The organism is Streptomyces phyllanthi (assembly GCF_009377205.1).
GTDB lineage: Bacteria > Actinomycetota > Actinomycetes > Streptomycetales > Streptomycetaceae > Streptomyces > Streptomyces phyllanthi.
Window position 1 is genome coordinate 1 of sequence record NZ_VJZE01000434.1, and the last position, 7,668, is coordinate 7,668.

The 7,668-nt window shown below is 71.0% G+C and carries 7 protein-coding genes, 1 pseudogene and 1 riboswitch; of the genes and pseudogenes, 5 read left to right on the plus strand and 3 right to left on the minus strand.

What is annotated here, in order from left to right; genetic code table 11:
* Positions 1-133: 133 nt before the first annotated feature.
* Both FNH04_RS36980 and FNH04_RS36985 read left to right on the plus strand, forming a co-directional pair.
* A complete protein-coding gene (locus FNH04_RS36980; protein ID WP_152790217.1) occupies positions 134-649 on the plus strand; it encodes a MarR family winged helix-turn-helix transcriptional regulator in 516 nt (171 codons plus the stop codon).
* Between the two features lie 135 nt (positions 650-784).
* Positions 785-1,435: a GTP cyclohydrolase II gene (locus FNH04_RS36985; RefSeq protein ID WP_152790218.1), complete on the plus strand. Its 651-nt coding sequence runs from the start codon at positions 785-787 to the stop codon at positions 1,433-1,435.
* A gap of 56 nt (positions 1,436-1,491) precedes the next feature.
* On the opposite strand, the gene FNH04_RS46895 is transcribed toward FNH04_RS36985, so the two are convergent.
* Complete coding sequence (locus tag FNH04_RS46895) at positions 1,492-1,641, minus strand: hypothetical protein (RefSeq protein ID WP_194236933.1); 150 nt, start codon at positions 1,639-1,641, stop codon at positions 1,492-1,494.
* Between the two features lie 210 nt (positions 1,642-1,851).
* Here FNH04_RS46895 and FNH04_RS36990 point away from each other — a divergent pair, with 210 nt between their 5' ends.
* The 3 genes and pseudogenes from FNH04_RS36990 to FNH04_RS48185 all read left to right on the plus strand — a co-directional run.
* Positions 1,852-2,961, plus strand: coding sequence for a PP2C family protein-serine/threonine phosphatase (locus tag FNH04_RS36990; protein WP_152790219.1), 1,110 nt, complete (start codon positions 1,852-1,854; stop codon positions 2,959-2,961).
* A 337-nt stretch (positions 2,962-3,298) separates the two neighbouring features.
* Positions 3,299-3,455, plus strand: a riboswitch (cyclic di-AMP (ydaO/yuaA leader).
* Positions 3,456-3,465: 10 nt separating this feature from the next.
* Positions 3,466-4,503 (plus strand): M23 family metallopeptidase, encoded by a 1,038-nt coding sequence (locus FNH04_RS36995; RefSeq protein ID WP_322724930.1) that lies wholly within the window; start codon positions 3,466-3,468, stop codon positions 4,501-4,503.
* Positions 4,504-4,613: 110 nt separating this feature from the next.
* Positions 4,614-4,887 (plus strand): annotated as a pseudogene (locus FNH04_RS48185) (aldo/keto reductase); the annotation flags it as partial.
* A 79-nt stretch (positions 4,888-4,966) separates the two neighbouring features.
* Here the strand turns inward: FNH04_RS48185 and FNH04_RS37005 are convergent.
* Positions 4,967-6,385, minus strand: coding sequence for a PrsW family intramembrane metalloprotease (locus tag FNH04_RS37005; protein WP_322724931.1), 1,419 nt, complete (start codon positions 6,383-6,385; stop codon positions 4,967-4,969).
* 99 nt (positions 6,386-6,484) lie between these two features.
* Positions 6,485-7,531 carry a tRNA (guanosine(46)-N7)-methyltransferase TrmB gene (trmB, locus tag FNH04_RS37010; protein ID WP_322724932.1) on the minus strand — a complete coding sequence of 349 codons (1,047 nt, stop codon included), beginning with the start codon at positions 7,529-7,531 and terminating at the stop codon, positions 6,485-6,487.
* Positions 7,532-7,668 lie beyond the last annotated feature (137 nt).

Genomic DNA, 7,668 nt, shown 5'->3' on the forward strand with positions numbered 1-7,668 from the left:
GGGGCGGCCGGAGGTGGCCGACGGGGGCGTGACCCGTGGACGGTTGCGGCCCGGCCGCGACCAGGTGGCGGCCGCGGCCCGGCCACCAGCCGGTCAGCTGGTTCAATTTTTAAACAATAACTACACTGTCCGTATGACGACCCGCTGGCTCACCCCCGAGGAACAGCGTGCATGGCGCGCGTACATCGCCGCCTCGCTGCTCCTGGAGGACGCGCTCGACCGGCAGCTGCAGCAGGAGGCCGGCATGCCGCACCTGTACTACTCCGTGCTGGCCGCCCTCTCCGAGGCGCCGGAGCGCCGTATGCGGATGACCGATCTCGCCGAGTACCTGAAGATCACGCGCAGTCGGCTGACGTACGTCGTGGCGCGGCTGGAGAAGGACGGCGCGGTGCGGCGCGAGGCGTGCAAGTGGGACAAGCGGGGCAGTGTCACGGCGCTGACGGATGAGGGTATGGCCCTCCTGGAGCGTACGGCACCGGGGCATGTCGAGACGGTCCGCAAGGCGGTCTTCGACCATCTCGACCCGGAGCAGGTGGGGCAGCTGGAGCGGATCTGTACGGGCATCAAGGAGGCGCTCCAGGGTGACGGGCCGCAGGCGGTGGCCCCCGAGGAGCTTCCTTGGCGGCGCCGGTCCTGCTCGTCCGGGTAGCCGCCCCCACCCAGGGGTCGGCCCGCAAAGGGGTTGCTTGAATTTTGAAGCAGGGCTAGAGTCGCGGCGGACGGTGTGCTTCAAAACTGAAGCAGAGCGTCCGACCCTGTACCAACCCCAGGACCGGAGTCCCGTATGTCCGACTACCCCGCCGCCACCCCGCGCGCCCGCGTCCGGGTACCGCTCCGCTTCCACGACGGCTACGGCGTGGACGCCGAGCTGGTCACCTTCCACGGTCTGACCGACGGCCAGGAGCACGTGGCCGTCGTCCTCGGCGACCCGGCGCCCGGCGCGACCCCGCTGGTCCGGCTGCACTCCGAGTGCCTGACCGGAGATGTCTTCGGCTCGGCCCGCTGCGACTGCGGACCGCAGCTGCGCGAGGCGGTGGAGCAGATCGCCGACCGGGGTGGCGTCCTCCTCTACCTCCGCCAGGAGGGCCGGGGCATCGGCCTCTACAACAAGCTCGACGCGTACGCCCTCCAGGACGAGGGTCTCGACACGTACGCCGCCAACGCCGCCCTCGGCCTCCCCGAGGACGCCCGGGACTACACGGCGGCCGCGCAGATGCTCCGGGCCCTCGGGATCGACGCCCTGGACCTGCTCTCCAACAACCCCGACAAGGCCCAGCAGTTGCGGGACCTCGGCGTCAAGGTCCGCACCCGCGTGCCCACGGGCGTCTTCACCACAGCCCACAACGTCCGCTACCTGCGGGCGAAGGTCCTCCAGACCCAGCACACGCTGCCGCTGGCGGATCTGGCCGACCTGACGGAGCTCTCGGCGGGCTGATCTTCCGCCGTTTCCGCCGCACCCGCGCTGCTTCCGCCTCTTCCGCCGTTTCCGCCTCATCCGCCGCTGCTTTGCGCGGCCTGCGCCCCGGACGAGCCGACCGCCTCCAGCAAGCCGACCGCCTTCAGCGAGCCGACCGCCTCCAGCGAGCCGACCGCCTCGGACGACCCGTCCCGGCCGCCCGCAGCTCCTGCCGGCCTCGGCACCCACGTGGCACCCGCCGGCCGCCTAACTCACTCGGCCCCCGCCCACTCGCCCTCACCGGCCCCTTCGGGAAGCCTGGACAGGTGGGGCAGCGAGGTGGTGCGCGTTTTCCGGAGAAACCCGTTCCCGGTCCCGGAACGGGGGACGGGCCGGCCCGGACGGGACCGACGCGCCCTGCTGCCGTGCGCCCTCCCGCAGTACGCCCTCCCACGATGCGTCACCCCGTCGAGGCCGCCCGGCTCTCCTGCGTACGCGCCCTGGCGCAGCCCCTGCCCATACTGCTCGTCCATGTCCTGCCCGTGCTGCTCGTCGTCGCCGGGGTCGTCTACGACCACTTCACGCCCCGGGGCTTCACCCCGATTCCCTTCTTCACCGCGGCACCCCTCCTCGCCGCCCCCCTCTACCCCCTGGCCGGCACGGTGGCCATCGGAGTCGTCTCCTTCCTGGCGGCGCTCGCGGTCAGTCTCCAGTACCGCATGGACGCCGACGACGTCACCGGGATCGTCACCGTGGCCACGGTCGCCGTGCTGGCCGTCGTCATCAACCGGCTGGTACGGCGCAGTGATGCCCGTCTCGCCTCCGCGCGCGAGATCGCCGAGACGGCGCAGCGGGCCGTGCTGCCGGAACCCGTGGAGGCGATCGGGGGGTTCGACATCGCCGCCCGGTACGAGGCCGCGCAGGCCGACGCGTTCATCGGGGGCGACCTGTACGCCGTACAGAACACCCCGCACGGCGTACGGCTCGTCGTGGGCGACGTGCGGGGGAAGGGCATGGAGGCCGTGGCCGCCGTGGCCGTCGTCATCGGGGCTTTCCGGGAGGCAGCCGAACAGGAGGCGACCCTGGAGGCCGTCGCACAGCGGCTGGAGCGGGCGCTCACCAGGGAGGGGACGCGGCGGGGCGGAACCGACGCGCGCGAGGAGTTCGCCACAGCCGTCCTCGTGGAACTCCCGCACGGCGACGGCACCGTACGGATCGTCAACCGCGGCCACCCCGCGCCGCTGCTCCTGCGCGCGGACGGCTCGCTGCGGGCGCTCGAGCCGAGGCAGCCCGCACTGCCGCTCGGAATGGGCGAGTTGGGCCCCTGGCCCGACCGCGCCGAGGAGATCGGGTTCCCGGGCGGGGCCACGCTGCTGCTGTACACGGACGGGCTGTCCGAGGCCCGGGACGCGCGGGGTGTCTTCTACGACCCGGCCGAACGGCTGTCCGGGCGGACCTTCTCCGGGCCGCGCGCCCTGCTGGCCACCCTCGTGGACGAGGTGGAGCGGCACACGGGTGGGGGAGCGATGGACGACATGGCGCTCCTGGCCGTACGGCGGCCGTGATGCTGTACGGCGGCCGTGACGCCGGACCGCTGTGACGCCGTACGACGATCGCGACGCCGTACGACGACGTGGTCCGCGCATGATCGTTCACGACTCCTACACGATCGCAGTCACCGACCGTGTTCGCATGGCCCCTCTCCGCCTAGCATCTGACGTACCGTCAGAATATTTGTGACGCATGAGGTGAGGTCAACTCGCCCGAATTAGGCCCTCCGTGACCCGAAAGTCCAGCGCAGAAGGCAGATCGATCACCAAGAACAGCTTGGAATACGACCCCTGCGTCTATTAACGTTCGATAACGCAGCGCGGTCGTCCCAGCCGTCACAAGAGGCGGCTCCGCGCGCACGCGCCGAATCCCGTAGGGAACCGGGGAACCACCACCCTGGGGTGAATCGCGCGGAAGCCACCGTGGAAGCATGGTTGGTTTACGCGCGTAGGAGACCTTCCTGCTCCGAACCCGTCAGCTAACCCGGTAGGCGAAAGGAAGGAAAGGAGTACGCCCACGTGGCGTCAAACCGGCCTGCGACCGAAGCCCCGTCCGTGCCCCGCCAACGCGGCGGCGACAGCGAGACCTTCGGCTACGGCAGCTACAACAGCAAGGACGAGGGCCCCTGGCAGGAGTGGAACCCCACTGAGGAGTCCATTCGCCCCGTCCGCGGCCGGCACCGCGTCGCCAAGCAGCGTGGCGGACTCGCCCGTAGCTCCACCGTTCTGGGCGTCGGCGTCATAGCCGCCGTCGGCGCGGGTGGCATGGCCACCGCGCAGACCGGCAAGCCGCCGGTGTCCATCTCGATGCCCGACATGCCGAACGTCGGCTCGGTCTTCGAATCCGAGGACGAGCCGACCGGTTCCTCCACCCCGCTCAGCACCGCGGGTCTGACCACCGCCGACACCGCGGAGGGCGCCTCCGACGCCGGTGAGGCGCTGCGCGCCCGCATCATGCAGCAGGTCGAGTCGCAGGAGGACGCGGTCGCCACCGCCGCCGCGGCCGCCGCCGAGGCCGCAGCCGAGAAGAAGGCCGCCGAGCTCGCCGCCAAGGAGCGCGAGGAGGCCGAGGCCAAGGCCGCCGCCGAGAAGAAGAAGGCGGAGGAGGAGGCCGAGAGGAAGGCCGAGGCGGAGCGCCTCGCCGAGCTCGCCAAGCAGTACGCGCTGCCGACGTCCTCGTACACGATCACGTCCCAGTTCGGCCAGGCCGGTTCCTACTGGTCCTCCGGCTACCACACCGGACTCGACTTCGCCGCCCCCACGGGCACGCTGATCAAGGCCGTCCACAGCGGCACGATCACGCAGGCCGGCTGGGACGGGTCGTACGGCTACAAGACGGTGCTCACCCTCGACGACGGCACGGAGATCTGGTACGCGCACCAGTCCTCCATCAGCGTCAGCGTCGGCCAGAAGGTCGCGACCGGCGACGTCATCGGCCGCGTCGGAGCCACCGGCAACGTCACAGGCGCCCACCTCCACCTGGAGGTCCACCCCGACGGCAGCGGCACGGGTATCGACCCGGCGGCGTGGCTGCGGAGCAAGGGGATCAACCCCTGACGAGGACTTGTCTCTGACTCTGACGGGGCTACCCCGGAGTCTGACGAGGGCTTGCAACTGAGTCTTCCGGGAGCAGGTGAGGTGATCTCTCCCGGATTTTATGAACCCTTGGCGGGCGTGCGGAATCCGTACGCCCGCCAAAGGCGTTGGAGGAGCAGGAGCAGGGCGTACGTGTCCTGACGGCCCTGGACGAGACCGCCGGCGCGCGCGGGGCGGAGGCCGCCACGGGCGCCCTCCCCTGGCTCGCGTCCCCAGCCGACGGTGGCCGCCCCGATCGCGTCCGCGCGGACCGTGGACCAGATACCGGCGCTGGTGGCGGTGGGGGAGCTGACACTCACGGAGGACGAGCTCACGAAGCTGACGGAGGCGTCGGCGGGCAGCTGACGCGCGTCCGACCGGCGGTGCCGAACCGTCCGCAGGCCCCGGACCAGGACGGGTACGGGTACAGGTACAGGTGCCCGAACTAGGACTGGTACGGGTTGTACGCGGGATGGGTCGCCGCCGGGCCGCCCCCGGAGCCGTGCACCGCGCCGTACATCGGCACGTACCCGCCGTACCCGCCTCCGTTCCCGTTCCCGTACCCGTACCCGTTCCCGTGCCCATGGCCCGGCCAGGCCGCCGGAGGCATCGGCATCGGCATGGGCACCGGCGCCGTCGCGCGCGCCGCGTACGCCAGCGAGGGCCGGGCGATCTCGCGCCGGTGCCACAGCTCGAAGAGCAGCTCCCGCTCCCGTACGACGAAATCGGCGTTCGCCCGGCCCTGCCGCCCCCGGTGCCGCAGGAAGGCCAGCGAGGTCGCGTACGCCTCGTACTCGGCGACCGAACGCGCCGCGTCCCGCCCGAAGTGGTGCCCGGCGTACTCGCGGGCCAGCCGCCGTGCCTTCATGTTGCCGAGGACGTACGGCTCGGGCGGCGTCAGCCAGCCGGCGACCGCGTACGCGGGCAACTCGTCCCGTACGGTCCGCAGTTCCCGTTGCCGCGTCCAGATGACCAGCCAGGTCAGCAGCCCGAACGCGGGCACCATGAACGCCGCGTACACCGCGAAGAACCCGAACTCCCCGAACGCCGACGAGCCGTTCCACAGTGCGTGCATGCCCATCGCGAGCAGCAGCCCGGAGAGGGGAAGGAGGACGCGCCGCACATGGTGCCGGTCCGCGGAGAGCGCCGCGATCCCGAAGCCGATGCCCGTGAGCACGGTGAACAGCGGATGCGCGAACGGCGACATGATCACGCGGACGAAGAAGGTCGCGGCCGTGACGGAGGCGAGCCCACTGTCGCCGCTGAGCTGGTCGGTGCCGAAGGCCGTGCCGAGGTAGAGGATGTTCTCGGTGAACGCGAAGCCGGTGGCGGTGACCCCGGCTATCACCACTCCGTCGACGATCCCGGTGAAGTCCCGTCTGCGGAACAGGAAGATCAGTAAGATCGCGGCCGCCTTCGCGGTCTCCTCGACCACGGGCGCTATGACGGTCGCACCGAGCGTGTCGGCGCTGGTGGGATCAGCGGTCGCGGTGGCTATCCACCTGGTCGCGAAACTGTTCGCCACGATGGCTATGAGCGCCGCCGCGCACGCGCCCCAGGCGAAGGAGAAGAGCAGGTTCCGCCAGGGCCCGGGCGCGACCCGGTCGAGCCAGCGGAACGCCGCTATCAGCAGCGGTACGGGCAGCACAGCCAGCCCGAGTCCTACCAGGAACCCTTCGGTGCCGGTCTGCTCGCGGACAAGGGCGAGGATGACCAGCCCGGAGAGCGTGAGCAGCGTGATCAGTGCCCCGTACCGCACCCACTTCCTCTGCCACCAGTGCGCGGGACGCCGCGCACCGCCGACGGGACCGCCGGGGCCGGCGGGTCCGCTGGGGTACGTCGGATACGGGGGAAAGGTGGCCACGGCATCGACCCTAACGAGGGAGGGGCGCCGCCCGCGACGGTGCCGCGTGAGGTGGGGGTCGTACTCGGTGGTGCCTCGCGGGCGCTCGGCGCGGACTGGTCAGGCGCCGGTGGGGGGCTGTTCTGGCTGTCGGGTGGAGTGCTCTGACTGGTCGGGCTGCCCTCCGGGGTGCTCCTGGGCCGGTACGGCCGGTACGTCCCTGTGCTGTACGCGCCGGAAGAGCAGGTCGTTCACCACATGACCCTTGTCCAGTCCCTGGCCCTCGAAACGAGTCAGCGGCCGGAAGCCGGGACGTGGGGCGTAACCGCCGTCGGCCTGGGTGTTCTCGAAGTCGGGGTGCGCGGTGAGCACCTCGAGCATCTGCTCGGCGTACGGCTCCCAGTCGGTCGCGCAGTGCACGATCGCCCCCGGCCTGAGCCGGGTGGCGGCCAGCGTAAGGAACTCCGGCTGGATCAGCCGCCGCTTGTGGTGCCGCTTCTTGGGCCAGGGGTCCGGGAAGTAGACCCGCAGCCCGTCGAGGGAGTCGGGCGGGAGCATCTCGCGCAACAGGATGATCGCGTCCCCGTTGGCAACCCGGATGTTGGACAGCCCGTCCCGCTCAGCGAGATTGAGCAGATTGCCCTGCCCAGGGGTGTGCACATCGACGGCGAGCACATTCGTCTCCGGGTCGGCCCCCGCCATCTGCGCGGTGGCTTCCCCCATCCCGAACCCGATCTCCAGCACCACGGGATTGGTGTCCCCGAACAACTCGGCCAGATCGAGCGTCCGCCGCCCATCGATGTCGAGTCCCCACACCGGCCACAGCCGTTGCAACGCATCGGCCTGCCCCGCCGTCACCCGACTCCGCCGAGGCTGAAAACTCCGAATCCGCCGCTCGAAGTGCGCCCCAGCGGGATCAGCCTTCGGCCCATCGGGAAACCGGGGCTCACCCTTGGCCCGGGTGTGGCGGAGGGAGGAGGTCGGGGTGGTGGAGTCGGTGGCGGGTTCGTCGGGGCCATGGCTGGTGGATTGCTCGCCGGTGACAGGCCGGGTGGGCTGGTCGCCGAGGGCGTGGCCGGTGGGCCGTTCGCCAAGGGTGTGACCGGTGGCCTGCTCGTCGCGGGTAGCGGGCCGGGGCGTTTCGTGGGTGCGGGTGGAGTCAGACACAGTGCAGTCGATTTTACGGGGGGCACGCTCACTCGTACCGTGCCACCGAGGTCTCGCCCTCAACCGCCGGGCCCAGCACCCGCGCTCTTCTCCCCAGCCAGCCGTATTCAGCCGGTCCGGAGCTTGAGGAGGAGGGT